Origin of the sequence: Streptomyces sp. MUM 2J, assembly GCF_022414535.1 — a bacterium.
GTDB lineage: Bacteria > Actinomycetota > Actinomycetes > Streptomycetales > Streptomycetaceae > Streptomyces.
The window spans coordinates 115852-141887 of the sequence record NZ_JADWYM010000003.1 but is presented as its reverse complement, the minus strand read 5'-3'; the positions used below and the strand labels follow the sequence as shown (position 1 = coordinate 141887).

Annotated in this window: 23 protein-coding genes and 1 pseudogene; 16 read left to right on the top strand and 8 right to left on the bottom strand. The window is 73.0% G+C overall.

Annotated features, from left to right (window positions below):
- The first annotated feature begins 21 nt into the window (after positions 1-21).
- The 3 genes from I3F54_RS04130 to I3F54_RS04120 all read left to right on the top strand — a co-directional run bounded on the left by I3F54_RS04130 (position 22) and on the right by I3F54_RS04120 (position 3332).
- A complete protein-coding gene (locus I3F54_RS04130) occupies positions 22-810 on the top strand; it encodes an electron transfer flavoprotein subunit beta/FixA family protein (protein WP_240117185.1) in 789 nt (262 codons plus the stop codon).
- A 60-nt stretch (positions 811-870) separates the two neighbouring features.
- A complete protein-coding gene (locus I3F54_RS04125) occupies positions 871-1833 on the top strand; it encodes an electron transfer flavoprotein subunit alpha/FixB family protein (protein ID WP_240117184.1) in 963 nt (320 codons plus the stop codon).
- Positions 1834-2027: 194 nt separating this feature from the next.
- On the top strand, positions 2028-3332 hold the full coding sequence (locus I3F54_RS04120) for an aldolase/citrate lyase family protein (RefSeq protein WP_240117183.1): 1305 nt from the start codon (positions 2028-2030) through the stop codon (positions 3330-3332).
- 41 nt (positions 3333-3373) lie between these two features.
- Here the strand turns inward: I3F54_RS04120 and I3F54_RS04115 are convergent, their stop codons facing one another.
- Both I3F54_RS04115 and I3F54_RS04110 read right to left on the bottom strand, forming a co-directional pair.
- The gene (locus I3F54_RS04115; protein ID WP_240117182.1) at positions 3374-4156 is read right to left on the bottom strand and encodes a hypothetical protein; all 783 of its coding nucleotides are present in this window, start codon (positions 4154-4156) and stop codon (positions 3374-3376) included.
- A gap of 1 nt (position 4157) precedes the next feature.
- The gene (locus tag I3F54_RS04110; protein ID WP_240117181.1) at positions 4158-5144 is read right to left on the bottom strand and encodes a LacI family DNA-binding transcriptional regulator; all 987 of its coding nucleotides are present in this window, start codon (positions 5142-5144) and stop codon (positions 4158-4160) included.
- A gap of 278 nt (positions 5145-5422) precedes the next feature.
- On the opposite strand from I3F54_RS04110, the gene I3F54_RS04105 reads away from it, so the two are divergent.
- The 3 genes from I3F54_RS04105 (at position 5423) to I3F54_RS04095 (ending at position 8046) form a co-directional block, all read left to right on the top strand.
- Positions 5423-6370: an ROK family protein gene (locus tag I3F54_RS04105; protein WP_240117180.1), complete on the top strand. Its 948-nt coding sequence runs from the start codon at positions 5423-5425 to the stop codon at positions 6368-6370.
- A 300-nt stretch (positions 6371-6670) separates the two neighbouring features.
- Positions 6671-6865: a hypothetical protein gene (locus I3F54_RS04100; RefSeq protein WP_240117179.1), complete on the top strand. Its 195-nt coding sequence runs from the start codon at positions 6671-6673 to the stop codon at positions 6863-6865.
- 134 nt (positions 6866-6999) lie between these two features.
- A complete protein-coding gene (locus I3F54_RS04095) occupies positions 7000-8046 on the top strand; it encodes an NUDIX hydrolase (protein ID WP_240117178.1) in 1047 nt (348 codons plus the stop codon).
- 102 nt (positions 8047-8148) lie between these two features.
- Here I3F54_RS04095 and I3F54_RS04090 read toward each other — a convergent pair whose 3' ends face one another.
- Positions 8149-9669, bottom strand: coding sequence for a S9 family peptidase (locus tag I3F54_RS04090; protein ID WP_240117177.1), 1521 nt, complete (start codon positions 9667-9669; stop codon positions 8149-8151).
- Positions 9670-9780: 111 nt separating this feature from the next.
- Here I3F54_RS04090 and I3F54_RS04085 point away from each other — a divergent pair, with 111 nt between their 5' ends.
- A complete protein-coding gene (locus I3F54_RS04085) occupies positions 9781-10719 on the top strand; it encodes a MerR family transcriptional regulator (protein ID WP_240117176.1) in 939 nt (312 codons plus the stop codon).
- Between the two features lie 319 nt (positions 10720-11038).
- On the opposite strand, the gene I3F54_RS04080 is transcribed toward I3F54_RS04085, so the two are convergent.
- Positions 11039-12394: a dipeptidase gene (locus I3F54_RS04080; RefSeq protein ID WP_240117175.1), complete on the bottom strand. Its 1356-nt coding sequence runs from the start codon at positions 12392-12394 to the stop codon at positions 11039-11041.
- Between the two features lie 228 nt (positions 12395-12622).
- On the opposite strand from I3F54_RS04080, the gene I3F54_RS04075 reads away from it, so the two are divergent.
- A complete protein-coding gene (locus I3F54_RS04075) occupies positions 12623-13855 on the top strand; it encodes a geranylgeranyl reductase family protein (protein WP_240117357.1) in 1233 nt (410 codons plus the stop codon).
- A 9-nt stretch (positions 13856-13864) separates the two neighbouring features.
- On the opposite strand, the gene I3F54_RS04070 is transcribed toward I3F54_RS04075, so the two are convergent.
- Positions 13865-14314, bottom strand: a complete 450-nt coding sequence (locus I3F54_RS04070) for a nitroreductase family deazaflavin-dependent oxidoreductase (protein ID WP_240117174.1) — start codon at positions 14312-14314, stop codon at positions 13865-13867.
- 158 nt (positions 14315-14472) lie between these two features.
- On the opposite strand from I3F54_RS04070, the gene I3F54_RS04065 reads away from it, so the two are divergent.
- Entirely contained in the window at positions 14473-15180 is a 708-nt protein-coding gene (locus I3F54_RS04065; RefSeq protein WP_240117173.1) for a TetR/AcrR family transcriptional regulator, read from the top strand.
- A gap of 128 nt (positions 15181-15308) precedes the next feature.
- Here I3F54_RS04065 and I3F54_RS04060 read toward each other — a convergent pair whose 3' ends face one another.
- Together I3F54_RS04060 and I3F54_RS04055 are read right to left on the bottom strand one after the other, a co-directional pair.
- Positions 15309-15599, bottom strand: coding sequence for a DUF6332 family protein (locus I3F54_RS04060; RefSeq protein WP_240117172.1), 291 nt, complete (start codon positions 15597-15599; stop codon positions 15309-15311).
- 211 nt (positions 15600-15810) lie between these two features.
- Complete coding sequence (locus I3F54_RS04055; RefSeq protein WP_240117171.1) at positions 15811-16584, bottom strand: maleylpyruvate isomerase family mycothiol-dependent enzyme; 774 nt, start codon at positions 16582-16584, stop codon at positions 15811-15813.
- Between the two features lie 382 nt (positions 16585-16966).
- On the opposite strand from I3F54_RS04055, the gene I3F54_RS04050 reads away from it, so the two are divergent.
- The 7 genes from I3F54_RS04050 (at position 16967) to htpG (ending at position 24087) form a co-directional block, all read left to right on the top strand.
- Positions 16967-17764 (top strand): VOC family protein, encoded by a 798-nt coding sequence (locus tag I3F54_RS04050; protein WP_240117170.1) that lies wholly within the window; start codon positions 16967-16969, stop codon positions 17762-17764.
- Between the two features lie 461 nt (positions 17765-18225).
- The gene (paaA, locus tag I3F54_RS04045) at positions 18226-19212 is read left to right on the top strand and encodes a 1,2-phenylacetyl-CoA epoxidase subunit PaaA (protein ID WP_240117169.1); all 987 of its coding nucleotides are present in this window, start codon (positions 18226-18228) and stop codon (positions 19210-19212) included.
- Positions 19209-19502 carry a 1,2-phenylacetyl-CoA epoxidase subunit PaaB gene (gene paaB, locus I3F54_RS04040; protein ID WP_205381823.1) on the top strand — a complete coding sequence of 98 codons (294 nt, stop codon included), beginning with the start codon at positions 19209-19211 and terminating at the stop codon, positions 19500-19502. Before paaA ends, paaB begins: the two co-directional genes overlap by 4 nt.
- Positions 19503-19519: 17 nt before the next feature.
- Positions 19520-20347, top strand: coding sequence for a 1,2-phenylacetyl-CoA epoxidase subunit PaaC (paaC, locus tag I3F54_RS04035; RefSeq protein ID WP_240117168.1), 828 nt, complete (start codon positions 19520-19522; stop codon positions 20345-20347).
- Positions 20341-20856 carry a 1,2-phenylacetyl-CoA epoxidase subunit PaaD gene (gene paaD / locus I3F54_RS04030; RefSeq protein ID WP_240117167.1) on the top strand — a complete coding sequence of 172 codons (516 nt, stop codon included), beginning with the start codon at positions 20341-20343 and terminating at the stop codon, positions 20854-20856. Before paaC ends, paaD begins: the two co-directional genes overlap by 7 nt.
- Positions 20856-21962 carry a 1,2-phenylacetyl-CoA epoxidase subunit PaaE gene (gene paaE, locus I3F54_RS04025; RefSeq protein ID WP_240117166.1) on the top strand — a complete coding sequence of 369 codons (1107 nt, stop codon included), beginning with the start codon at positions 20856-20858 and terminating at the stop codon, positions 21960-21962. The genes paaD and paaE overlap by 1 nt, the downstream gene beginning before the upstream one ends.
- A 223-nt stretch (positions 21963-22185) precedes the next feature.
- Positions 22186-24087 carry a molecular chaperone HtpG gene (gene htpG, locus I3F54_RS04020; protein WP_240117165.1) on the top strand — a complete coding sequence of 634 codons (1902 nt, stop codon included), beginning with the start codon at positions 22186-22188 and terminating at the stop codon, positions 24085-24087.
- A gap of 44 nt (positions 24088-24131) precedes the next feature.
- Here htpG and I3F54_RS04015 read toward each other — a convergent pair.
- Positions 24132-25805 (bottom strand): annotated as a pseudogene (locus tag I3F54_RS04015) (IS1182 family transposase); the annotation flags it as partial.
- Between the last annotated feature and the right edge of the window lie 231 nt (positions 25806-26036).

The window sequence follows — 26036 nt, the reverse complement described above, 5'->3', positions numbered from 1 at the left end:
CGATGCAGTAGGAGAGCCGGCGTGAGCTTGAGGATCGTTGTCACTGTGAAGTACGTGCCCGACGCCACTGGCGACCGGCACTTCGCCGATGACCTGACCGTCGACCGGGACGACGTGGACGGTCTGCTCTCCGAGCTGGACGAGTACGCCGTGGAGCAGGCGCTGCAGATCGCAGAGAACTCCGACGACGACGTCGAGGTCACCGTCCTGACCGTGGGCCCGGAGGACGCCAAGGACGCGCTGCGCAAGGCGCTGTCCATGGGTGCCGACAAGGCGATCCACGTCGAGGACGACGACCTGCACGGCACGGACGCCATCGGCACCTCCCTGGTGCTGGCCAAGGCCGTCGAGAAGGCCGGCTTCGACCTGGTCGTCTCCGGCATGGCTTCCACCGACGGCACCATGGGCGTCGTGCCGGCGCTGGTCGCCGAGCGCCTGGGCGTCCCGCAGGTCACGCTGCTGTCCGAGGTGTCCGTCGAGGGCGGCGTCGTCACGGGCAGCCGTGACGGCGACACCGCCTCCGAGCAGCTGGAGGCCTCCCTGCCGGCCGTCGTGTCGGTCACCGACCAGTCGGGCGAGGCCCGCTACCCGTCGTTCAAGGGCATCATGGCGGCCAAGAAGAAGCCGGTGGAGTCCTGGGACCTGTCCGACCTCGACATCGAGGCCGAGGAGGTGGGCCTCGACGGCGCCTGGACCGCCGTCGACACCGCGGCCGAGCGTCCCGCGCGCACCGCGGGCACGATCGTCAAGGACGAGGGCGAGGGCGGCAAGCAGCTCGCTGAGTTCCTCGCGAGCCAGAAGTTCATCTAAGGGATCGACTCCCGCACCGCCCCCCCAGACTTCGCACTTTCCGCTAGGAGAACCATTCCCATGGCCGAAGTTCTCGTCTACGTCGACCACGTGGACGGCGCTGTCCGCAAGCCCACCCTGGAACTGCTGACCCTGGCCCGCCGCATCGGCGAGCCGGTCGCCGTCGCGCTGGGCAACGGCGCCGCCGGCACCGCCGGGACCCTCGCCGAGCACGGCGCGGTGAAGGTCCTCACCCACGAGGCCTCCGAGTACGCCGAGTACCTGGTCGTCCCGAAGGTGGACGCACTCCAGGCCGCCGTCGCCGCCGTGTCCCCGGCCGCCGTGTTGGTCCCGTCCTCCGCCGAGGGCAAGGAGATCGCCGCCCGTCTGGCGCTGCGCATCGGTTCCGGCATCATCACCGACGCCGTCGACCTGGAGGCCGGTGGCGAGGGCCCGGTGGCCACCCAGTCGGTGTTCGCCGCGTCCTTCACCACCAAGTCCCGCGTCTCCAGGGGCACCCCGGTGATCACGGTCAAGCCGAACAGCGCGGCCGTCGAGGCCGCCCCGGCCGCCGGCGCGGTCGAGGCGCTGGAGGTGTCCTTCTCCGAGAAGGCGACCGGCACGAAGATCACCGGCCGTACGCCGCGTGAGTCGACCGGCCGTCCGGAACTGACCGAGGCCGCGATCGTGGTCTCCGGTGGCCGTGGCGTCAACGGTGCCGAGAACTTCGCGATCATCGAGGCCCTCGCCGACTCCCTCGGCGCGGCCGTCGGTGCCTCGCGCGCCGCGGTGGACGCGGGCTGGTACCCGCACACCAACCAGGTCGGCCAGACCGGCAAGAGCGTGTCCCCGCAGCTGTACATCGCCTCCGGGATCTCCGGCGCGATCCAGCACCGCGCCGGCATGCAGACCTCGAAGACCATCGTGGCCATCAACAAGGACCCCGAGGCCCCGATCTTCGAGCTGGTCGACTACGGCGTCGTCGGCGACCTGTTCGACGTCGTCCCGCAGCTCACCGACGAGGTCAAGACCCGCAAGGGCTGATCGCCGCCCGCCCGGAGGAGGCCCCCGTGACCCGCGCGGTCACGGGGGCCTCGGCGCATCCTGGACTCGTGTTCCTCCGGGGGCCAGGGCGCCGGGCCGCCCCGTGGACGGGGTGTTGACCTGCCGGAAGATCGGCAGATAACTTCATTCTACGGATTGTTGATTCCGTAGTGCGGAAAACAGGAGGGTGTGGGATGGTTCAGGGCCAGCAGGAGAAGGTGTCGAGGAGCCTCGCGGGCACCGTCAGCGAGGAGATCAGCGCCTCTCTCGCCCCGGTCGACGCCGAACTGGAGCGCCGCTACCCCGGGGACCCCGGCACTCGCCAGCCCGTCCACACCGTCTACGTCCCCGGTGACACCTTCACCGCCGGCACCGTTCGCTCCTGGGGCGACCGGGCCCTGGCCGCCCTCGACGAGCACGCTCCGGACGCCGCCTCCCTCGCCGCGGTCCTCGGCCTGCCCGGCGACCTCGCCGAGCCGGTCCACGCACGGGTCCGCGCCAAACTGGAGCGCGAGCCGATCGAGGACCTGCGCATCGACTTCGAGGACGGATACGGTCCCCGCCCCGACGCCGAGGAGGACGAGACCGCCGCCCGCGCCGCCCGGCTCGTCGCCGAGGCGTACGCGAACGGCACTGCGGCGCCGTACATGGGGGTCCGCGTCAAGTGCATGGAAGCCGCCGTCCGCGACCGCGGCATCCGCACCCTCGACATCTTCCTCACCGGCCTGCTCGACCGCGGCGGTCTGCCCGGCGGACTCGTCCTCACCCTGCCCAAGGTGACCTACCCCGAGCAGGTCACCGCGATGGTCCGCCTGCTGGAGGCCTTCGAGAAGGCCCACGGCCTCGACGCCGGCCGGATCGGCTTCGAGATCCAGATCGAGACCAGCCAGGCCATCCTCGCCGCCGACGGCACCGCCACCGTCGCCCGCATGATCCAGGCCGCCGAGGGCCGTGCCACCGGCCTGCACTACGGCACCTTCGACTACAGCGCCTGCCTCGGCGTCTCCGCCGCGTACCAGGCCAGCGACCACCCGGCGGCCGACCACGCCAAGGCGGTCATGCAGGTTGCCGCGGCCGGCACCGGCGTTCGGGTCTCGGACGGCTCGACCAACGTCCTGCCCGTCGGCCCCACCGGGAAGGTCCACGACGCCTGGCGCCTGCACTACGGTCTCACCCGCCGCGCCCTGGCGCGCGCCTACTACCAGGGCTGGGACATGCACCCCGGCCACCTCCCCACCCGCTACGCAGCCGTCTTCGCCTTCTACCGCGAGGGCTTCCGCCAGGCGGCCGAGCGGCTCGCCCGGTACGCCAACCACGCCGGCGGCGACGTCATGGACGAACCCGCCACCGCCAAGGCCCTCAGCGGCTACCTGCTGCGCGGCCTGGACTGCGGCGCGCTGGACGACGCCGAGGTCGCCGGGGCGACCGGCCTGGGCCGGGCCGACCTGGAGGGCTTCGCGGCACCCCGGCGCGGCGACCTGACCGCCGCCGGCCAGTAGGCCCCGCGCCACGGCCGGACCGTGGCGCACGGGTACGGCGGCTACGACGGCCGGCCGGTGCCGGCACCGGCTGCCGGCCCCCCGACGTACCGCTCCAGGCCGGACGCCGTCACCCGCTTCTCCTCGGCCAGCAGGCGGGTGCCCCGGGCGCACAGCGCCGCGTCCGCGCGCGCCCGCGCGCAGAACTCCTCCGGAGTGACACCGAACAGCTCCCTCAGGCGGGCGGAGTTCAGCAGCAGGTCGGTGATCAGCTCCCGCTGTCCCGGATGGCTGCGGGGCGCGCCGGAGCCGTCGTGCAGCACGCCGTGCCGGTTGACGTACGCGTACACGCCGGGCAGCGCCGCGCCGTCCTCCGGCTCGACACGCACGTCTGGCGCGGGCAGCCAGGCGCGCCGGTAGTTGCCGTGCGGCAGGGGCGCACCCTCGCTGGCATCGACGACCGCGAGCTGATCGGCGTCCAGCCAGATGACGAACAGGCTGCGGACGGCAGCGGGGGCGCAGACCGGTGAGGCGGGGACATACCCCATGCGGCTGACATGCGCGGACACACCGACGTCGAGCCCGTGGACGCGGGACCGCACCATCGGCACGGGCGAGGAGATTCCGCGCGCGGCCATCTTGTGCCGGAGCTGGCCGGGGCAGGCGTTGGAACCGACGGCGAGCACGGGCACCCGGCCGTCGTGCACCGCGCCCTCCAGCGGCAGCAGCCGGTCCCCGGTGAGGAGCCCGGACTCGCGCGGCCAGACGCCGGGGTAGGACAGCGGATCGTCGCGCGGCACCCCGGCCAGGCCGAGCGCCGCCAGCGTGCGGTCCTGCGCGTTCATCTCAGTCCGCCGGGGGGAGTTCGCCGGAGCCCCGGGCGATCAGCCGGGTCGGCAGCTCGATGCGCTCGGGGCCGACCAGGGTGCCGTCCAGCTGCCGGAACAGGCGTTCGGCGGCGGTGCGGCCGAGGGCGGCGGAGTCCTGGGCGACGACGGTGAGGCCCGGCCGGAGCAGGTCGGCGAGTTCGATGTCGTCGAATCCGACGAGGGCGACCTGCCGGGAGTGCTCGGCCAGCACACGGATGACGGTGACCGTCACCCTGTTGTTGCCCGTGAATATGGCAGTGACCGGTTCCGGGCCGGACAGCATCTCCTCGGCGGCCCGGCGCACTCGCCCGGGCACGGTGACCCCGAGGGACATCCAGGCGTCCGCCACGGATATCCCGGCGTCCTCCATGGCGGCCCGGTAGCCGCGCAGCCGCTCGGCGGCGGTGTGGATGCGGGGCATGTCGCCGATGAAGCCGATCCGCCGGTGCCCGTGCGCGATGAGGTGGGCCACGCCGGACCGGGCCCCGCCGTAGTTGTCCGACAGGACGCAGTCGGCGTCGATCCGTCCGGCCGGGCGGTCCACGAACACCGTCGCCACCCCCGCCCTGACCTCCGGCTCCAGGTACCGGTGGTCGTCCCCGGCCGGGATCACCACGAGCCCGTCCACCCGCCGGGCGCACAGTGCCAGCGCCAGCTCCTGCTCACGCTCGGCGTCCTCCGCGCTGGAACCGTTGATCAGGAGAGCGCCGTGGGCCCGGGCCACTTCCTCCACGGCGCGGCTGAGGGGGCCGTAGAACGGGTCGGCGAGGTCCTCCAGCACGAGTCCGATGCTGGCGGTGCGGCCCTTGCGCAGCACCCGGGCGCTGTCGTTGCGGCGGAAGCCCAGCGCGTCGATGGCTTCCTGCACCCTTCGTTCCGTCTCCGGCGTGACGCCCGGCTCGCCGTTGACGACCCGTGAGACGGTCTTCAGCCCCACACCGGCGCGGGCCGCGACGTCCTTCATGGTGGGACGGTTGCCATAACGGGTCGCGGAGAGGCGGTCTGTCCGGCGGGCGGTCTCGGGCACGGTGGCGGTGTCCTGTCCTGTCGTCGTCCGTGGGGGTGCGGCGGTCCACGGTGGGTATGAGGATGTGGCGTCGAGCATAGGGCCTGGACAACGTTGTCACGAGCGGGGGAGACTGTGCACCGCGCTCCCCGGCCCGCGCCCCCACCGCCGGCCGGCCGGAGCCCGTTCGATGATGTGCCCTGCATCACCTGCCTCGATGGGGAGATCCGACACTCATGCACACCGACCTCGTGGCCGCGCTCGACATCGGCGGCACCAAGATCGCCGGAGCGCTGGTCGACGGCCGCGGCACGATCCTGGTGCGTACCCAGCGCCCGACGCCCGCTCAGGAGGACGGCGACACCGTGATGCGGGCCGTCGAGGAGGTGATCGCCGACCTGACGGCCTCGCAGCTGTGGGGGCGCGCCCGGGCGGTCGGCATCGGCAGCGCGGGCCCGGTGGACGCCTCGGCCGGCACGGTGAGCCCGGTGAACGTGCCCGGCTGGCGCGGTTTCCCCCTGGTGCGGCGGGTGCGGGCCGCCGCAGGGGACCTTCCGGTGACGCTGATCGGTGACGGCGTGGCCATCACCGCGGCCGAGCACTGGCAGGGCGCCGCCCGCGGCCACGACAACGCGCTGTGCATGGTGGTCTCCACCGGCGTCGGCGGCGGCCTGGTCCTGGACGGCCGACTTCGCCCCGGCCCCACCGGCAACGCGGGCCACATCGGGCACATCAGCGTCGACCTGGACGGCGACCCCTGCCCCTGCGGTTCGCGCGGCTGCGTGGAACGGCTGGCCAGCGGCCCCAACATCGCCCGCCGCGCGCTGGAGAACGGCTGGCGTCCGGGCCCCGACGGCGACGACTCCGCCGTCGCCGTGGCCGCCGCCGCCCGCACGGGGGACCCGGTGGCCGTGGCCTCCTTCGAACGGGCCGCGCAGGCCCTGGCCGCCGGGATCGCCTCCGCCGCGAGCCTCATGGAGATCGACATCGCGGTGATCGGCGGGGGCGTGGGCAAGGCCGGGGAGGTCCTGTTCACACCGCTGCGCAAGATCCTCGACGACTACGCCACCCTCTCCTTCGTACGGCGCCTGACCGTCGTGCCCGCCCTCATGGGCACGGACGCCGGTCTCGTGGGGGCCGCCGCCGCGGTGCTGGCCGGGGGAGCGGCCGCGGCCGGCGTCTGACCTCCTGGGAGCGCGTGGCGGACGACCGCGACAGCGGCGGTCCGCCACGCGCTCCCCGCACCCGCCCGCGCACTCCGTGCCCGCTTCCGGCGGTCGCGCCGCGCGCAGGACGCGCCGGTGCCGCGCCGTCGGCCTGGCCCGTCGCCCCGTCCTCGGCGACGGCCCGCTCCGACCCACTCCGACCTGTGCCGGCCGGTAGCCCAACGGAATTCGGCGGCCCGCGCGCCCGCTGCCGGAATCCTCCGCTTCGCGTCCTCCCGCGCCCCGTGACCCCGGGCCGCCCGCCGCGTTGATCGTGGCATGAAGAAGCGCAGCATGCTCGCCATCGCCTCCCTTGCCACCGGGTTCGTCGTCGCGGCCGTCACGCCGTCCCACGGACTGGCCGACCACGACCTCGGTGACCTGAACGTGGGGGACACCCTCAGCGCCGTCGATCACACGGTCAGCAGCGGCAGCCTCGCCGTGGACGAGGGTTCGCTGGTGGAGGGCGACTGACGCCCACCGCCTCGCAGGCGCCGGACCCCGCCCGGGTACCGGCGCCTTCCGCTTCCCGTGCCCTCAACGGGACCTGGTTTCCGTGGCAGGGTGGAGCGGGCAAGCCTCAGGGGGCCAACAGAAGAGGGGGACCCGTGATCGTCGTTTGGATCAACGGCGCGTTCGGTGCGGGGAAGACCACCACCGCACGGGAACTGATCGAGCTGATCCCGAACAGCACGCTCTTCGACCCGGAGGTCATCGGCGGAGCGCTCACCGACCTGCTGCCGCCCAAACACCTCGCCGAGGCCGCCGACCTCCAGGACCTGCCGATCTGGCGCCGGCTCGTGATCGACACCGCCGCGGCGCTGCTCGCCGAGGTCGGCGGCACCCTCGTGATCCCCATGACCCTGCTGCGGCAGGAGCACCGCGACGAGATCTTCGGCGGCCTCGCCGCCCGCCGCATTCCCGTCCGGCACCTGGTTCTCACTCCGGCCGAAACGATCCTGCGCGCCCGGGCGGCGGACCGGGAGGTGCCCCCGGACCCGCCCGGCAGGGGCGGGGAGACCCCCGCGCGGCCGTGGGACCGCGACCGCATCGAGCCGTACCGCGCCGCCCTGGCCGCCTGGCTCGCCGCCGACGCCCACCTGATAGACAACGGCGCCCTCACCCCGTACGAGACAGCCACCCGCATCGCCGAGGCCGTCAGCAGCGATGCCGCACCCGTCTGCGACATCGTGCAGACCCCGGAGCCCACCTCCGAGACCCTCGCCTCCGGAGTGCTCCTCTTCGACGAACGGGACCGTGTGCTGCTCGTCGACCCGACCTACAAGGCCGGCTGGGAGTTCCCCGGCGGTGTCGTCGAGCCCGGTGAGGCCCCGGCCCAGGCCGGGATGCGCGAGGTCACCGAGGAGACGGGGCTGCGCCTTGCGGACGTGCCCCGCCTCCTCGTCGTCGACTGGGAGCGCCCCGTGCCCCCCGCCTACGGTGGCCTGCGGCTGCTCTTCGACGGCGGGTGCCTGGACGCCGCCGAGACCGAACGACTGCTGCTGCCCGGCCCCGAACTGCGTGCCTGCCGCTTCGTCACCGAACAGGAGGCGGCCGACCTGCTCCCGCCGGTCCGCTACGAGCGCCTGCGCTGGGCCCTGCGTGCCCGGGAGCGGGGTGCGGCGCTGTACCTGGAGGCGGGCGTGCCGGTCTGAGTTCCCGGAGGCTGAGGCGCCGGTCCGAGGGCGATGCCCGGACGGGGGCGCCGTGCCCGGCGGCGGTGCCCGTCCCCGGCCCGGGGACGGGCGTGCGGGGCCTCAGGCCGTCAGGTGGGTCACCACCCGGTCCAGCGCGTGGTGGAAGGGCTCCCGCCACTCGTCGGGGGCGTCGGCGCTCTCGAAGCCGTGCCGGCCGCCCGGCACGTCGACCACCTCGACATCCGTCCCGCGGCCCTCCGCCGCGGCCAGGAAGTCCTCGACGGTCGCGGCGATCTCCGGCGACTCCCGGCCGGCCCGGACGAGGACGACGGGCAGAGCCCCCGCCCCGCCCACCGCGACCGCCGGGCGGAAACGGCTGTCGGCCATGCCCCAGTTCGGCATCGGTGCCAGGACCGGGTAGCTGGCAGCCACACAGCGCAGCCAGGCCGGCGGAGCGCCGAGCCAGTCCGCCGACAGCAGACCGCCGCCCGAGAAGAACCACAGCGCGACCCGGTCGGCGTCCACCCGGGGATCGCTCCGCACCACCTCGACCGCGGCGGCGACGTCGTCGGCGGCCCGCGCGTAGTCGGCCGTGTCGTGCAGGCGGTGATCGAACGTCACGCCCACCACCCCGCGAGCCGCCGCCGACCGTGCGTACCCGACCTGCCCCGGCCACTCCCGCGGGGTGGGCCGGGCCCCGGCGGGCACCGGCCCGCCGTGCACGAACAGCACCGCGGGCAGCGGCCCCTCGGCGTCCGTGGGCAGATGCAGGTCCACGTGGCCCCGCCGGTCCACGGGCACCTCGGGGACCTCCAGCGGGAACGGCCGCAGATGGGCGGGCGGCTCCCCCCGTCCCGCCGGGATCAGTCGATGCCCCTGCCCTGCCGCGGCCCGCAGCAGGACCTCCGCCAGCTCAGCGGGCCGGGACAGCATCGGCCAGTGCCCGGTGGCGAGTTCGAAGAACGTCACCTCGGGCGCGGCCAGGATCTGGAGTGCGGGGTCGCCGAAGTCCACCAGCCGCTGCACCAACTCGATGCTCACGCCGTTGCCGGTGCACAGCACCCCCGTGGTGGGCACCGCGGCCACCGCGCCGGTCAGCCGCAGCGGCTGGAGCAGGGTGCCCAGCGGATGCGGAGCCGCCAGAGCGGTGAGACGGTCCAGTTCCGTGTCGTCGACGCCCGCGGTGCTGCCCCAGCGCTGCCACTGGGCACGTCCGGCCGGCGGTGCCAGCGCCCCGTCGCCGCCCTCCGCCCGCGCACGCCCGGTCACCTGCGCGCGCAGCGCCTCGTCGGTCACCGACGCCAGGGCCGACACGCCGTCCCGCGGCATCGCCGCGTCCAGGTACACGATCCGTGCGACGTGTCCCGCCCGCCGGTCCGCGGCGCCGACGGCCGGGTGGATGCCGTAGTCGTGGCCGACCAGGACGACCCGGCGGCCCTGTGCCGCACCGGCCGCGTCGATCGCCGCGACGACGTCGGCGATGTGCGTCTCCAGGTCGGCCCCCGGCGTGCCGCCGGCCCCGTCGAGTCCGGTCGGCGTGACCGGGTGCACCTCGGCGCCGGCGGCGGTGAGGTGCGCGGCGGTCTCCTGCCACACGTGTCCTCCGGTGAACATGCCCGGGACGAGAACGAATGCGGTCATGGCCGCTCCTTGAGCACGGGGGTGCGCCGTCGAGCGCGGGCCGTCCCCCGTTCACCCGGCCCGCGCTCGCCGGTACCGTAGGAACTCCCCCTGAGGGAGGTTCAACCGACCATGTCGCACGACGGCCTGTGGAGCATCGGTGAACTCGCCGAGCACGCCGGCGTCACCGTCAAGACCGTCCGCTTCTACTCCGACCGCGGGCTGCTGCCGGAGGCGTCCCGCAGCACCGGTGGACACCGCCGCTACGCTCCCGCGTCCCTGGACCGGCTGCGCCTGATCCGCTCCCTGCGCGCCCTCGACCTGCCGCTGCCCGAGGTGCACCGCGTCCTGGACGAACAAGAGCCCGGCCGCGCGCTGGAGGACGCCGTCGCCGGACGGCTGCGCGAGGTCGGCTCCCGATTGCGTGAGCTGCGCTGGCGGGAGGCGGCCCTGCGGCTCGTGCAGGAGTGCCCGCCCGGGGAGCGGGCCGAGCGGCTGCTCCTGCTCGGTGGGATGACGACCCCGCCGAGTACCGATGCGCCGGCCCGGTTCTGGCGTGCCTGGCTGCCGGCCCGGATGCCGGCCCCGGCGGTTGCCGCGTTCCTGGAGGTGGCGGTCCCCGTGCCGCCCGACGACCCGGACCCCGCCCAGGTGCTCGCCTTCGCCCGGTTGCACGCCCTCACCAGCCGGCCGTGCCCGGGCGGCGCCCGGCAGCCCCGGCCCGAGGCCCACCGGGTCGCGGGCGCCCGAGGAACGGCCGTCCTGTACGCGGGCCTCGCCGAGGCCTACGAGTCGGCGGCGGTACACGTGCGCCGCGACCGTCCACCGGGTCCCGGCGACGCCCTGGACGGCTTCGTCGCGGCCTACGCGCAGGCCTACGACCGCCGGGACACCCCCGGCTTCCGCCGTGCCCTGGCCCGGGAACTCGCCGCCGAGACACGTCTGGACGCCTACTGGGACCTGGTCTCCGTCCTGACCACCGCACCGGGAGCCCGCCCCGAACCCACCCCCGGCTCCACGCACGACTGGCTGCTGGCCGCGCTCACCGCCGAGGTCACCGCGACGGCCTGAACGGCTCCCCGCGACCGGGCCCTTGCCCTTCCGTCCCCCGACCCGCCCGATGCCCCGCTCCCGGCTCCCGCGACGCCTGCTTCGGGCGCGTGGGCCGTGGGAGACCCGTGGCGGCCCTCCGCCGAGGTGACGGCGCAGCTCCACCTCGACGGCCCGGGCTCTCACGTGCCCCGGGGACGGCGGTCGCGACAGCCGGGCCGGCGGTGTCCCCAAGGGGGCGCGGGCCGGTGGTCCGTGCCGGCCGGGGCCGGGCGCCGCGGGCGGGGACGAGGAGACCCCCCGCCCGCGGCGAGGGGCCCTCGGCGGCGGGCGGAGCGGGTCAGTTCGCCGCGTACCGGCTCAGGAACAGCGCCTCCGTGACCGACATCCGCTCCAGTTCCTCCGGGGAAACGCTCTCGTTCACGGCATGGATCCTGGCCTCCGGCTCGCTCAGGCCGATGAGAAGGATCTCCGCGTCCGGGTACAGGGCCGAGAGGGTGTTGCACAGCGGGATGGAGCCGCCCTGACCGGCGTACTGCATCTCCTGCCCCGGGTACGCCTCCGCCATCGCCTGTGCCATGGCACGGTAGGCGGGGCTGGCGGTGTCCGCGCGGAACGGCTGGCCCTGGCCGATCTGCTCGATCGCGACCCGGGCGCCCCAGGGGGTGTGGGCCTCGATGTGGGCCTGCAGCAGCTTGGTCGCCTCGACGGTGTCCACACCCGGCGGCACCCGCAGGCTGACCAGGGCGCGGGCGTTGGCCTGCACCGACGCGGTCGCGCCCACGACCGGGGGGCAGTCGATGCCGAGGACGGTGACGGCGGGGCGGGCCCAGACGCGGTCGGCGACCGTGCCCGAACCGATCAGGCCGACACCGTCGATCACCTTGGCGTCCGCACGGAACTCCTCCTCGTCGTACTGGAGCCCGTCCCACGACGCGTCCGAGGACAGGCCGTCGACCGTCGTCGAACCGTCCTCGGCGCGCAGCGAGTCCAGGACGCGGATCAGCGCCGCGAGCGCGTCCGGGGCGGCGCCGCCGAACTGGCCGGAGTGGAGGTTGCCCTCCACGGTGTCGACCTGGACCCGGAGCAGGGTCATGCCGCGCAGGGTCGAGGTCACCGTCGGCAGGCCCACACGGAAGTTGCCCGTGTCGCCGATGACGACGGTGTCCGCCTCCAGCAGTTCCGGATGTGCCTCGGCGTAGCGCTCCAGGCCGCCGGTGCCCTGTTCCTCCGAGCCCTCGACGATCACCTTCACGTGCACCGGGACCCCGCCGTCGGCCTTCAGCGCGCGCAGCGCCAGCAGGTGCATGATCACACCGCCCTTGCAGTCGGCGGCGCCGCGGCCGTACCAGCGGCCGTCGCGCTCGGTCAGCTCGAAGGGCGGCGTCGCCCAGCCGGCCTCGTCCAGCGGCGGCTGCACGTCGTAGTGGGCGTACAGCAGGACCGTCTTCGCGCCCTGAGGACCCGGCAGGTAGCCGTACACCGACTGGGTGCCGTCCGGGGTGTCGAGCAGCGCGACGTCCCGGAAGCCCTCGGCGGTGAGCGCGTCCGCCACCCAGCGCGCGGCGCCCTCGCTCTCTCCCTTCGGGAACTGGTCGAAGTCCGCCACCGACCTGAACGCCACCAGCTCGGCAAGCTCCGCCTTCGCCCGGGGCATCAGCGAGGCGACGGTCTCGGCGACCGGATTCGACGACATGGGCACGCTCCTTGTGGGTGCGACGGGGTACATGTACGCGTCCGTGCGTGTACGTGTGCGTACGTCTCGTACTTTCATCTGCGGGTGGTTGACCGTGTGAGCGTACGCCGGTCCCGCGGGGCGAACCGCACCCCCCGGCCGGCGCCGGCTCGGCAGCCCGTGGCGATCTCCGCCTAGGATGCCGGGGACAGCAGCGTGAGCCGACTTGATCGGGAGCAGCAGACCATCGTGAGCAGCGAGAACTCTTCGGCGGACGACGTGCGGCAGGTGTGGGACGTGGTCGTGGTGGGTGCCGGCCCTGCGGGAGCGTCGGCCGCCTACGCGGCTGCGGTCGCGGGGCGGCGCGTGCTGCTGCTGGAGAAGGCGGACCTGCCGCGCTACAAGACGTGCGGCGGCGGCATCATCGGCCCGTCACGCGATGCCCTGCCGCCCGGCTACGAGCTGCCGCTGCGCGACCGCGTGCACGCGGTGACCTTCTCCCACAACGGCCGTTTCTCCCGCACGCGCCGCTCCAGGCAGATGCTGTTCGGGCTGATCAACCGGCCGGAGTTCGACCAGCAGTTGGTCGAGCACGCGCAGAAGGCCGGTGCCGAGCTGCGTACGGGGGCCGGTGTGCAGCGCGTCGAGCAGCACGGCTCGGCCGTGCCGGACCGGCGCACGGTCGCCGTGGTGCTCCAGGGCGGCGAGACGGTGCTGGCCCGCGCGGTGGTCGGCGCCGACGGCAGTGCCAGCCGGATAGGAGCGCACGTCGGCGTCAAGGTCGACCAGGTCGACCTGGGTCTGGAGGCGGAGATCCCCGTCCCGGAGACCGTCGCCGAGGACTGGCAGGGGCGGGTGCTGATCGACTGGGGCCCGATGCCGGGCAGCTACGGCTGGGTGTTCCCCAAGGGCGACACGCTCACCGTCGGGGTGATCTCGGCGCGCGGCGAGGGCGCCGCCACCAAGCGGTACCTGGAGGACTTCATCGGCCGGCTCGGCCTCGCCGGCTTCGAGCCCAGCATCTCCTCCGGTCATCTGACCCGCTGCCGTGCGGACGACTCGCCGCTGTCGCGCGGGCGGGTACTGGTGTGCGGGGACGCGGCGGGGCTGCTGGAGCCGTGGACCCGCGAGGGCATCTCCTTCGCCCTGCGCTCCGGGAGGCTCGCGGGGGAGTGGGCGGTGCGGATCGCCGAGGCGCACGACGCGGTGGACGCCCGCCGTCAGGCCCTGAACTACGCCTTCGCCGTCAAGGCGGGCCTCGGGGTGGAGATGGCCGTCGGGAAGCGGCTGCTGGCGGCGTTCGAGCGGCGGCCCGGCGTCTTCCACGCGGCACTCACCGGGTTCCGGCCGGCGTGGAAGGCGTTCACGGACATCACCCGCGGCTCGACCTCGCTCGGCGAACTCATCCGCAACCGGCCGATCGCCCAGCGCGCCCTGTCCGCGCTGGACCGGCGGCCGGCGACGGGTGAGGCCGGTTCCTGACCTTCGGGGTCAGCCGCTGACGGTGATGCGGAAGACCGGGTGGTCGGGCGCGATACGGCGCAGCTCGGCGTCGGAGGAGTCCGGGCCCACGCCGTTGAAGAAGACGCCGACCTCCGCCTTCCACCGCTTGAGGTAGGCGCGCAGGATCGGGGCCTTGTCGTCGTCGGCGACCTCGGTGGCGGTGAACTCCTCGACGTTCCTGCCGAGGTGCAGTTCACCGCCGCCGGCCGCGCGCATGTTGTGGGTCCACTGGACGTGGCCGCGCGGGGCGACGAGGTACTGCCGGCCGTCGACCACCAGCAGGTTGACGGGGGTGGTCCGCCACTGGCCGCTCTTGCGGCCGCGCACGGCGAGGACGCGGGAGCCCCAGACGCTGACACCGCGGCGGGTGAGCCAGGCGACGAACCGGTTGAAGACGTTGACGGTGAACCAGCCGGGCTTGCGGACGTGTGTGGACATGGGGATCCCCTGCACTCGTGGCTGCACTTGTGGAGAGCGCCGCTCTCCTTGGTGAGCACTGCTCTCAATAGGTCCAGTGTGCATCAGGTCGGCACCTCCGGGCAAGAGCACTGCTCTCACTTGTGTGCACTGCTCTCGATTCGTGCGAGACTGCCTCCATGAGCAGCAACTCCGCACCCGGCGGCGCCCGGGCCCGCGCCAGGATCGAAGTGACCGCGGCCATCAAGGACGCCGCCCGCAGACAACTCGCCGCCGACGGGGCCGCCAGGCTCTCGCTGCGTGCCGTCGCCCGTGAGCTGGGCATGGTCTCCTCCGCGCTCTACCGCTACTTCCCCAGCCGTGACGACCTGCTCACCGCGCTGATCATCGACGCCTACGACTCTCTCGGCGAGGCGGCGGAATCGTCGCACGACACGGTCGCCGACGCCGGCCCCCTGGAGCGCTGGACGGCGGTCTGCGAATCGGTACGGCGCTGGGCCCTGGCCCACCCCCACGAGTACGCCCTGATCTACGGCTCGCCCGTGCCCGGATACAGAGCCCCCGAGGCGACCATCCCGGCCGCTTCCCGCGTCGGGCTGCTGCTCATCGCCGTCGTGCGCGACGCCCACCGGTCCGGCCGGCTGGCCGTGACGCCCCTGCCGGCCACCCTGCGCCCGGAGGCGTCCCGCATGGCCGCCGACCTCGCCCCCGACCTCCCCCCGCCCGTCGTCGCCGCGCTGGTCGCGGCCTGGGCCCAGCTCTACGGCCTGGTCGGCTTCGAGGTGTTCGGGCAGTTCCACCGCGTCGTGGAGGACCGCGCGCCCTTCTTCCGCCACGCGGTGACCCGGCTGGCGCAGGGGGTGGGCCTGGAGCCCGGGCACGCCTGACCGGGCAGTGCCTCCACCTCGCAGACCGCCCGGCGTGCGGTGGCCTGTCCGCTCACCGCGAAGACGCGCGCCAGCCGTGCCTGGTGAAGCCCGGCGCCCGCGTGCGGGGCTGAACCGGCCGTCGTCGCCTACGAGCCGGGCCTGGTGCGGCCCGGTCGGCCGGGCAGATCTCCGTCGGGGCCGGGGCCCTGCCGGAAGCGGGTCAGCACACTGGCCACGCGGACCAGGAACAGCACCGAGGCCAGGGCCGCTCCCACGGCGACCAGGACACCGCGTGTCCCCGCCGGCAGGTGGAAGGCGTACGCCGGCCCGGCCACCGCCCCGAACAGCAGTACCGCCGCGAACGTGGCGCTGAGCAGCGCGTATCCGATCTCCACCGTGATGGCGTCCCGCTCGGCCTGACTGCGTCCCCCGCTCATGATCCGAGTGAAGCAGGCGAGCGCCCGGCCGGGCAAGTCGTCCCGGCCGGGCGCCGCATACGGGGTGGACTGCGGCACCCGCGAGGGGAGGGTGCCGCCCACCAGGGAGCGCGCGCTGCGCGAGGAGGTCCGCCCCGTGCGACGCGCGTGCTGACGCGGATGCCGGCCGGCTGAGCCGGCCTTCCCGCCCCGGCAGCCCGCGGCTCACCGGTCATCCGATGGCGGACGCCTCCCGCCACAGCTCCGCCAGGGCGGCGTCCCCGGTCACCTGCGGCACCGGGATCCTGTTCCACAGTGCCAGGTACAACTGTCCTGCGGGGCCCGCCAGTTCGGTGTCGGCCGGTTCGGCGTCACCGGGCGTCACGACAGGCGGCTCCGTCGACAGGTGCAGCGTCCACACCGCGTCCGAGTCCGTCGCCCTGACCCGCAGCAGGCGCGGCCCGGTGGTGCGCACCCGGCTCATGGGGCGGGCGTGGAAGCCGTGCAGCAGTTCGTCGATGCCGTCGACGGCGAACTCCACGGGGAGGGCGGTGGTGAACCCGGCGGCGGGTTCACCACCGCCGGGGGCGCTGTCGCGGGCGGTCTCCGCGTCGTAGCGGTGAACGGCCGTCTCGTGCGCCTGGCGGCGCGTCCAGAAGGCCAGCGGCGAGGGGAAGTGCGGGGGTGCCGGGAAGAAGGTCCAGGCGGTGATGTCGCGGGGGGCCGCGGCCAGGGTGCTCATCAGATGGCGATGGCTGTCCCGGTACCAGGCGAGCATTTCGGCGCCGTCGAGTTCGGGGCCGTCCTCTATGGGGCGGGGGGAGGGGTGCTGTTCGGCCACGTACGAGGCCGCCCAGTGGTGAACCGCTCCGGTGTGCCGCAGCAGATCCCGCACCTGCCAGCCGGGGCAGGTCGGCACCTTGGCGTCCGTCCCCGCCGCCTCGGCCGCGTCGGCCAGCGACCGGCCCTCCCGGTCGAGGATCTCAAGGAATTCGGCTGTCTCCATGGGGTGAGTGTGCAGGACGGGGTACGCCTCGACGCAAGCGGGTTCCGGTCCCGCCGACCGGCGGCACCCCTCCGGGCCCGCCCTCCGGCGTTCCCCGGCGGGCAGAGCCCGCGGCCGGCCTATCGAGGGCTGCGACGGCGATGCGCCCCCGTTCGTCCCAGCCCCGGCTCCGTCCAACTCGCCACCGGAGAAGGGGAGGCATGGCCCGGTTCGTCGGCGCGCCGGGAGTGTCGGCCGGTGCGTGCGACCGGAGGCGTTCGCCCCGCCGCGACCCTCCGGTCGCAGACGTCCGCCGGCCGGGGTGTCCGGCGCGCGATCGCCGGTACCGGGTGCCACGCTGAGGTGGAGATGACCGAGGGGGTACTGCGGAAGGGAACACGGCATGATCACGACGGACTTCGCGCCCGGCTCTCCTTGCTGGCTGGATCTCGGCTCCCCCGATGTCCCGGCCGCCGCGGCCTTCTACGGCGCGGTGCTCGGCTGGGAGTTCCAGCCGATGGGGGAGGAGGCAGGTGCCGAAGGCGGGTTGTTCCGCAAGGACGGCAGGACCGTGGCCGGACTGGGCGCGCTCACCGAGGAGGGAGCACGGTCGGCCTGGATGATCTACTACACCGTCACCGACGTGGACGCCACGACCCGGGCGGTCGAGGCAGCGGGCGGCACGGTGCGGGTGCCGCCGAGGGACCTCGGTGAATGGGGCCGGATGGCGCAGTACAGTGACCCGCTGGGAGGCCGGTTCGCCGTGTGGCAGCCGGGGAAGCAGACCGGCTTCGAACTGGCGGACGCGTCCGGCTCGCTGTCGTGGACCGAGCTGCACACGAGCGACGCCCAGGCGACCCGCGAGTTCTACGGCGCGGTCTTCGACTGGCAGTTCAGCGACATGCCGATGCCGGGCGGCTCGGGGACGTACACCCTCGTCACCCCGGCCGGCCTTCCCGAGGAGCGCGTGCACGGCGGCTTCGTACAGGTCCGTACGGAGGACCTGGCCCTGGCGGACGGCAAGCCGTACTGGCATCCCGTGTTCGGTGTCGACGGCTGCGACGCCGCGGTCGCCAGGGTGACGGAGAACGGTGGCCGTGTGCTGATGGGCCCGGCCGACTCCGAGGGGGTCGGCCGGCTCGCCGTCTGCCTCGACCCGTCGAACGCCGACTTCGTCGTTCTGGAGCCGACCGGGAGCTGACGCCGCCGCCCGGCCGCAGGTGGGACGACGGCCGGACGGCGCCAGCCCCGCAGTACCCCCCGGGCGTCCACGCGATGCCGTCGCCCGGGGACGTCGCGCGCCCGTGGCCGGCGTGAGGCAATCACCCCGGGCGTGCCGCGCGCCCGCGGTCGGCGTCACGCCGGCGACGCAGGCGCTCCGGCGACCGGCGCGGCGAGGTGCGCGCAGCTCACGAAGGGCCGGTGGCCACCGCCCGCCGGTCTGCAACGCCGTCGGCCGAAAGCCGTCGGGGGAGCCGCAGCCCCGTCCGCCGCCGCCCGGGGGCGTCGCAGGTGGCCGCGTCGGATGGGGGGCGACCTCGGCATCCCCACCCCCGCTCCGGGGTTGGTCGTACGGGGGGCTTACCCCGGCGGGGGGATGCAGCGTAGGATGAACTCCCGAACGAATGGTCGGTTGGCAGAGCGGTTGGGCAAGGGAGACGGATGGACACGACACACTCCAGCTCCACGGGTGCGGACGGTGCCGGACCGGAGCTCCAGGAGCACTTCGAGGCGACGATCGCGCGTGACCAGCGCGTCGAGCCGCGCGACTGGATGCCCGAGGGCTACCGCAGGACGCTGATCCGGCAGATCGCGCAGCACGCGCACTCGGAGATCATCGGCATGCAGCCGGAGGGCGAGTGGATCACGCGTGCACCGTCGCTGCGCCGCAAGGCGATCCTGTTCGCCAAGGTGCAGGACGAGGCCGGGCACGGCCTGTACCTGTACTCGGCCGCCGAGACCCTCGGCACCGACCGTGCGGATCTGACCGAGCGGCTCATCGAGGGGCGCCAGAAGTACTCGTCGATCTTCAACTACCCCACGGCGAGCTTCGCGGACGTCGGGGTGATCGGCTGGTTCGTGGACGGCGCGGCGATCTGCAACCAGGTGCCGCTGTGCCGATCCTCCTACGGCCCCTACGCCCGTGCGATGGTGCGGATCTGCAAGGAGGAGTCCTTCCACCAGCGGCAGGGCTACGAACTGCTGATGACCATGATGCGGGGCACCGGGGCCCAGCGGGCCATGGTGCAGGACGCCGTGGACCGCTGGTGGTGGCCCTCGCTGATGATGTTCGGTCCGCCCGACAACGACTCGCCCAACTCCGCGCAGTCCATGGCCTGGAAGATCAAACGGCACAGCAACGACGAGCTGCGCCAGCGCTTCGTCGACATGACGGTCCCACAGGCCGAGCACCTCGGCGTGACGCTGCCCGACCCGGAGCTGCGCTGGAACGAGGAGCGCGGACACTACGACTTCGGCACCCCCGACTGGGCGGAGCTCAAGCGCGTCATCAGCGGCGACGGGCCGTGCAACGACCGGCGCATGCAGCGCCGCCGGGAGGCCCACGAGGAAGGCGCGTGGGTGCGCGAGGCCGCGACGGCCCACGCGGCGAAGCAGGCGGCACAGGCACGAAAGGGAGCGGTGGCATGACGGCCGACAAGCGGGGATGGCCCCTGTACGAGGTGTTCGTGCGGAGCAAGCGCGGGCTGAACCACGTCCACGTGGGCTCGCTGCACGCCGCCGACGACCGGATGGCGCTCACCCACGCACGCGACCTGTACACCCGCCGCAACGAGGGCGTGTCGATCTGGGTGGTGCGTTCCGAGCACATCGCGGCCTCCACCCGGGACGAGAAGGACCCCTTCTTCGCCCCGAGCGCAGACAAGGTCTACCGTCACCCCACCTTCTACGACATCCCCGACGACGTCCCGCACATCTAGTCCCACCGAGGTATGGCATGAGTGACGACCACGTCTACATGACCCTCGCCGAGGGACACGAGGACGACACCCGCTGGGCCTACGGCACCGGCTTCGAGGACCCCCTGCACGGCGTCGACACCGCCGTGCCCGAGGACGTCGACCCCGCCGAACTGGCTGCCGAGTGCGTGGCCCTGGCCGACGACGCGCTGGTGAGCGCCCAGCGGCTCGCCGAGTGGACCGCCCGCGCCCCCGAGCTGGAGGAGGAGGTGGCGCTGGCCAACATCGGCCTCGACCTGATCGGCCAGGCCCGCCTGCTCTACTCCCGCGCCGGGCAGGTCGACGGCACCGGCCGCGGCGAGGACGCGTACGCCTACTTCCGCGACGCCGGCGACTTCCGCAACGTTCGCCTGGCCGAACTGCCGTGCGGGGACTTCGCGTTCTCGATCGTGCGGATGCTGCTGCTGTCCAGCTGGCGTCTCGCCCAGTTCCAGCGGCTGACCGCGCACGCCGACCCGGTGCTCGCGGCGATCGCCACCAAGGGCGCCAAGGAACTCGCCTACCACCGGCAGTACGCCGCCGAGTGGGCGGTGCGCCTGGGCGACGGCACGCCGGAGTCCCACCGGCGGATGCGTACGGCGCTGGAGAAGGCCGCGCCGTACCTGGGCGAGCTGTTCACCGCCTGCGACGTGCGCGAGAACGTCGTCACCGACCTCCGCCAGGTCACCGAGGCGGCCGGCCTGCCCATGCCCGTGTACCGGCCGCTGCCCGGCTCCGGCCGGCACGGCGACCACACCGAGCATCTCGCCCCCCTGCTCGCCGAGTTGCAGAGCGTGGCCCGCGCCCATCCGGAGGCGGCATGGTGACGACGCTCCTCGACGCCCGGCGCGCCCGGCGGATCGCCGAGCAGGTGCCCGACCCCGAACTGCCCATGCTCACCCTGGCCGACCTCGGAGTGCTGCGCGGGGTCGACGTGGCCGACGACGGCACGGTGGTGGCGACCCTGACCCCCACCTACTCGGGCTGCCCGGCCATGGCCGAGATGCGCGCCGACGTCGCCGCCCGGCTGCGGGACGCCGGGTACGCGCAGGTGGAGATCCGTACGGCGCTCGACCCGCCGTGGACCAGCGACTGGATCACCCCGGCGGGCCGCCGCAAGCTCGCCGAGCACGGCATCGCCCCGCCCGGCGCCGCACCCCGCCACGGCACCGGTCCGGTGCCCCTGGTCCTGTCTCCGACGCGGCACACGGTGCCCTGCCCCCGGTGCGGCTCGGCCGACACCGAGGAGACCTCCCGCTTCGCCGCCACGTCCTGCAAGGCACTGTGGCGCTGCCGCGCCTGCCGCGAGCCGTTCGAGTACGTCAAGGAGATCTGATGGCCACGTCCGTCTCCCCCGGGGCCGCCCGCCCGCAGACCCGCCGCCGTCCGGTCTTCCACCGGCTGCGCGTGTCCGCCGTGCAACCGCTGTGCGACGACGCGGCGGCCGTCGGCTTCGAGATCCCGGCGGAGCTGGCCGAGGAGTTCACCTTCACGCCGGGGCAGTCGCTCACCCTGCGGCGCGAGATCGAGGGCCGGGACGAACGGCGGTCCTACTCCATCTGCTCGCCCGCCGGCTCCCCGCCGCGCATCGGAGTGCGTGTGGTGCCGGGCGGCCTGTTCTCCTCCTGGCTCGTGCACGACGTGCGCCCCGGCGACACGATCGAGGTGATGGGCCCCACCGGCGCGTTCAGCCCCGATCTCACCACCCCAGGCGACCACGTCCTGGTCGCGGCGGGTTCCGGCATCACACCCATGCTGTCCATCGCCGAGTCCGTCCTGGCCGCCGACTCCCGCTCGACCGTCACGCTCTTCTACGGCAACCGGCGCACCGGCACCGTGATGTTCGCGGACGAGCTCGCCGACCTGAAGGACCTGTACCCGGCCCGCTTCCAGCTCGCCCACGTGCTCTCCCGTGAACCCCGCGAGGCGGAGATGCTCTCCGGCCGCCTCGACGCCGAGCGGCTCGCCGCCCTCGTCGGCGCACTGGTCGACGCGCCGGCCGCCGACCACTGGTGGCTGTGCGGCCCGCACGGCATGGTCCGCTCGGCGCAGCAGGTCCTGGCGGGGCTGGGCGTGCCCGCCGACCGCGTGCACCGCGAACTGTTCTACGCCGACGACGAACCGGTCCGCGAGGTGCACCACACGGACGGCGAACCGTCCGGCCCGGTGAGCCAGGTGACCCTGGTCCTGGACGGCCGTACCAGTTCCGCCGCCCTGCCCCGCGAGCGCACCATCCTCGACGGTGCCCAGAAGACCCGTCCCGACCTGCCCTTCGCCTGCAAGGGCGGCGTCTGCGGCACCTGCCGCGCCCTGGTCACCGACGGCACGGCGGACATGCGCCGCAACTTCGCCCTGGAGCCCGCCGAGGTCGACGCCGGCTACGTCCTGACCTGCCAGTCGTATCCGGCGTCGGAGGCCCTGACGGTCGATTTCGACTCCTGACCCGCGGTCCTTCCGGGCAGTCCCCACCGTGTGCGTGCACGGACCGGACGGCCACGCGTTCGACTTCCTCTCCGTCCCCTTTCCGCCGGCGGCATCGTCGCCCTGCCCGCCCAAGGAGCGCAACCGGGCTTCGTGTCCGTTCGCAACCACGCCGCTGACGAGGTGTTTTAGAGTGAGTTCCACCAGTTCCGGCGACTCAGGACCCGTGAGGTAACCGCATACCATGCCGACCGAAACGTTTGAGTTCCAGGTAGAGGCCCGTCAGCTGCTCCAGCTGATGATCCACTCGGTCTACTCGAACAAGGACGTCTTCCTTCGAGAGCTCGTCTCCAACGCCTCCGACGCACTGGACAAGCTGCGATTGGAGTCCCTGCGGGACGACGCGCTCGACGCCGATGTGTCCGACCTGCACATCGAGATCGAGACCGACAACGACGCGCGCACCCTCACCGTTCGGGACAACGGCATCGGCATGTCCCACGAGGAGGTCGGGCGGCTGATCGGCACCATCGCCAACTCCGGCACCGCCGGCTTCCTCCAGGAACTCAAGGAGGCCAAGGACGCGGACCGGGCCGAAGGTCTCATCGGGCAGTTCGGCATCGGCTTCTACTCCGGCTTCATGGTCGCCGACGAGGTCACCCTGGTGACCCGCCGGGCCGGCGAGAAGCACGGCACCCGCTGGACCTCCCGCGGCGAGGGCACCTACACGCTCGACACCGTCGACGACGCAGCCCAGGGCACCTCCGTCACGCTGCACCTCAAGCCCGCCGACCCCGAGAACCAGCTCCACGACTACACCGACGAGTGGAGGATCCGGGAGATCGTCAAGCGGTACTCGGACTTCATCACCTGGCCCATCCGGCTCGTGCCCAAGCCCGGCGGGGGCGAGGGAGAGGGCGAGGGAGAGCCGGGGACCGAGCCGCTGAACTCGATGAAGGCCCTGTGGGCGCGCTCGCGTGACGAGGTGTCCGACGACGAGTACCACGAGCTGTACAAGCACATCAGCCACGACTGGCGCGACCCGCTGGAGACCGTACGGCTCCAGGCGGAGGGCACGTTCGAGTACCAGGCGCTGCTGTTCCTGCCCGCCCACGCCCCGCACGACCTGTTCACCCAGGGGCACCGGCGCGGCGTGCAGCTGTACGTCAAGCGCGTCTTCATCATGGACGACTGCGAGGAACTGCTGCCGCCCTACCTGCGTTTCGTCAAGGGCGTCGTCGACGCCGCCGACCTCTCGCTCAACGTCTCCCGCGAGATCCTCCAGCAGGACCGCCATATCCGGATGATCCAGCGCCGTCTGACGAAGAAGGTCCTGTCCTCGGTCAAGGAGATGATGGCCAAGGACGCCGAGCGCTACGCCACGTTCTGGCGGGAGTTCGGCGCCGTGGTGAAGGAGGGCCTGGTCACCGACGCGGAGAACCGCGACGCCCTCCTCGCCGTCTCGTCCTTCGCCAGCACGCACAGCGAGGACGGTCCGACCACGCTGAAGGCCTACGTGGAGCGGATGCAGGACGGCCAGGAGGACGTCTACTACCTCACCGGCGACTCCCGGCAGAGCATCGAGAACTCCCCGCACATGGAGGCCTTCCGGGCCAAGAACATCGAGGTCCTCCTGCTCACCGACCCCGTCGACGAGGTGTGGGCCGACGCCGTCGGCGAGTACGAGGGCAAGCGGCTGAGGTCCGTCGCCAAGGGCGAGATCGACCTGGACGGCGAGGGCGGGGAGTCCTCCGACAGTGCGCAGTCGCAGGAGTACGCCGGGCTGCTCGGCTGGATGAAGGACCAGCTGGGGGAGGACATCAAGGAGGTACGCCTGTCGTCCCGGCTCACCGTCTCCCCGGCCTGCCTCGTCTCCGACGCCCACGACCTCACCCCGGCCCTGGAGAACATGTACCGGGCGATGGGCCAGGAGGTGCCCCGCACCAAGCGGATCCTCGAACTCAACCCGGACCACCCGCTCGTGAAGGGCCTCAACCAGGCGCACCGGGAGCGCGCGGACCACGCCGGGCTCGCCGAGACCGCCGAGCTCCTGCACACCCTGGCCGTGCTCGCCGAGGGCGGCCAGCCCAAGGAGCCCGCGCGCTTCGTCAAGTTGGTCGCCGACCGCCTGGAGCGCACCCTGTAGCGGGCCCCGCGCCACGTACCCCCGGATGCTGTTGGTTCATTCGGGGTCGTCTGCTTCGCCCCGCCGATCGTGTGATCGGTGGGGCGAAGTGCTGCGAGGTGGCTGGTGCGGGTTCGGGCTCGGCGGGCGCCGGTGAGGTGGGCATCGATGCGGGCGAGGTTGATCGCCGCTCCGGTGAGCTGGTGCTGGAGGCTGGTCTTGGCGAGGCCGCGGTAGCGGGATCTGCGCAGGCCGCAGCGGTTCACGGCCTGGGAGATGGTGCCTTCGACACCGGCACGCATCTTGTAGCGTTCCTTCCATGCGTCGGTCTCCTGCTCGGCCCGGCGTTGGTGCAGGACCTCGTGGATGTCACGGTCCTGGAGGGTCAGCTTGCGGCGTGGTCCGCGGGTGCAGGAGTCCTTGACCTGGCAGGCACCGCAGTCGGTTTTCGAGAACTGCACTCGGATCTCGACCTTGTCCCGGACGGGTTCCCTCGCCCAGCGTGTGCTGTTCTTCCCGCCGGGGCAGGTCACGGTCCGGCGGTCCCAGTCGATGGTGAACGCGCCGACGGGAAAGGTCTCTGAGGATCCAGCCCGGTTCTGCCAGCCGGTGCCGGGCATCATCGGCCCTGTCAGCTCCACGTCGTGTTCGCGCCGGGCGGCGACGATGTGGCGGGCGGTGACGTAGCCGGTGTCGACTAGGTGCTCGTCGGGAAGCAGCCGACGCTCGGCGAGTGCGGCGTGAACAGCCGGGACCAGGTCGAAGTCACTGACCGTGGCATCGGTGGTGGCGACGTCCGTGATCAGGTCCGGCGTGTCACCACCGCAGGTCTCGGTGAGATGGACTTTGTATCCGTCCCACATCGTGTCGCGTTTGACGCTGCCGCGCGCCTCGATGTCATAGGGGGTGACCAGGCGCTTCGCGCCCGGCGGCCGGTCTTTTGGGTCCCGCCGCAGCACCTCGCCCTCGATCAGGTGGAAGTGCTGCACCCACATCTGCCGCAGGGTCTCCACCTCCGGCACTGCCCGCAGCGCGGTCGGCGCAGCAGGCGAGGTGACGGCCTTGAGCAGTCGCATCCCGTCGGTTCCGATCCGCCGGCCGACCTCCTCGCGCTTGGCCGGGGCCTTGGGGAACCGTGAGTCCTCGGCGCGGGTGGCATAGTGCCGGAACCAGTCCGGCTCGGCGATCTCGGACAGCCAGTCGGGAGCGGCGACGGCGAGCGCGTTCAGGGCCGAGCGCAGGGTTTCGGCGACCATCTCCAGCCAGCACAACTCCCGCGCTGCCGACAGCACGTGCGTGGAGTCGGTGCGGGCCTTGCCCCTGCCGCTGAGCAGCCCCTTGTCCCGGGCCGCGGAGAGAATGCCGTCCAGCATCCGCTGTCCGGCGTCCGCCTGGACCAGCCGGTCCCTGAACTCCGAGAGGACGGAGAAGCCGAAGCCCGGATCGTCCAGCCGGAGCCCGAGGGCGTACTTGAAGTCGATCCGCGCGCGGACCGCTTCCGCGGCCTGCCGGTCGGTCAGCCCCTCGACGAACTGCAGCACCAGTACCAGCGCAAGACGCCCTGGTGACCAGGCCGGACGCCCTCGTGACGGGAACAGGTCCGCGAACTCTTCGTCCGTGAACAAAGGCCCCAGTTCGTCACGGACCCGGATCGCCAGGCTCCCCTTCGGGAACGCGGCCCGCGCCACCCGCACCGTCTCCGCCGGGATCTCCCCAGATCCCTCCGGCTGCATCGACATTCGCACCCACCCCATACGACAACGTCGGCCTTCAAGACCACAACCCGGTCTTGAAGGCCGACGTCACGCGAGGCCCCGAAAAAACCAACAGCATCCGTACCCCCGGAGGGAGGGGCGCCCGCGCGACGGCGGGCGCCCCCGGACCCACCAGGCCGGATGTCGGCCACCGCGGCTGCGGCACGACCCTCGCACCCCCTACGTCTTGACAGCGTGCGTACTGTTTCGCGACGT